The following is a 1,098-nucleotide window of genomic DNA, read 5'->3' as shown; positions in this document are numbered from 1 at the left end:
GGGAAAGAACATAACCATTCAGGTGTAGAAGGAGCGATAAAAGTTCTTGAAGCTAGAAGGAATTTAGAATTAGAAATATTCGATATGTTAAAAATGAAAAAAGAAAAAATCAATAATACAAAATATGAAATTGACTCATATAGGTCAATGTTAAAAGATAAGTTAGCCATACAAATGGTGAAATAGCTTTTTACACTAACTGGTGCTTTAGTTGAAGAAGGAAATAAAAACGCTCTGAATATCTTCTGAGCGTTTTAGTTTGTTATTCCTAATGGTTATTAGCATTTTTCTCTTCCTACACTGAACCCATTACTCATATGAAGGACTCTTTTTACTCGGTATCTTCAGGTTGATATTCTAAAATATCCCCCGGTTGGCATTCTAATGCTTTACATATTGCTTCTAAAGTTGAAAAACGGACTGCTTTTGCTTTTCCATTTTTCAAGATAGAAAGGTTAGCCATTGTAATTCCAACCTTCTCCGAAAGTTCTGTTACACTCATTTTTCTTTTTGCTAACATTACATCAATATTAATAATAATTGCCATATTATTCACCTCAGACCGTTAAATCATTTTCTGATTTTATATCTATAGCATCTTTTAATAGTCTTTGGAGAACGGCAGCAAAGACCGCGATTACCATTGAAGAAAAAATCATAATCATTCCGATAATAATAATGCCAGGGGCATCATCTCTCTCTGCCACGAGATAAAAAAGTGGCATACCTAATACATATAATACACTAATTGCCAATGCGCTGTACTTAATATTTTTTAAAGCTTGAACAGATAGCTCTGAGAATGCGTTATTTTTATCAATATAGTTTAAAAGCTTAAATGTTTGGTACAGTGCGAAGTAATAAGGTAGTGCTGTTGCGTATAAATTGATAAATACAAGATATTTAATATATGCAATATCTGGATATAATTCTGCGGCAAAATTTCCTATTTTAGGGACTAAAAAAATGCACATAGCAAGAACGGGGATTCCGATTAGAATTACAACGGTCTTTAAAAAGAGTGTGGATCCTTGTTTCATAAAAAGCACCTCATTTATTTAATATCTTATTAATTTAACATGAAATTTATTGTTTAAC

Annotated in this window: 2 protein-coding genes and 1 pseudogene; 1 reads left to right on the top strand and 2 read right to left on the bottom strand. The window is 31.3% G+C overall.

From position 1 onward, the window contains the following. A pseudogene (locus tag ACQGS6_RS29140) lies at nucleotides 1-186 on the top strand (hypothetical protein); the annotation flags it as partial. Nucleotides 187-331: 145 nt separating this feature from the next. Here ACQGS6_RS29140 and ACQGS6_RS29135 read toward each other — a convergent pair. Next, entirely contained in the window at nucleotides 332-547 is a 216-nt protein-coding gene (locus ACQGS6_RS29135) for a helix-turn-helix domain-containing protein (protein WP_000974619.1), read from the bottom strand. Nucleotides 548-557: 10 nt separating this feature from the next. Further along, complete coding sequence (locus ACQGS6_RS29130) at nucleotides 558-1,040, bottom strand: DUF2975 domain-containing protein (RefSeq protein ID WP_000809124.1); 483 nt, start codon at nucleotides 1,038-1,040, stop codon at nucleotides 558-560. Nucleotides 1,041-1,098 lie beyond the last annotated feature (58 nt).

It is taken from the genome of Bacillus sp. GMs2/2, assembly GCF_050172095.1.
Classification (GTDB): domain Bacteria; phylum Bacillota; class Bacilli; order Bacillales; family Bacillaceae_G; genus Bacillus_A; species Bacillus_A cereus.
The sequence above is the reverse complement of the archived record's forward strand: the minus strand, read 5'-3'. Positions and strand labels throughout refer to the sequence as shown.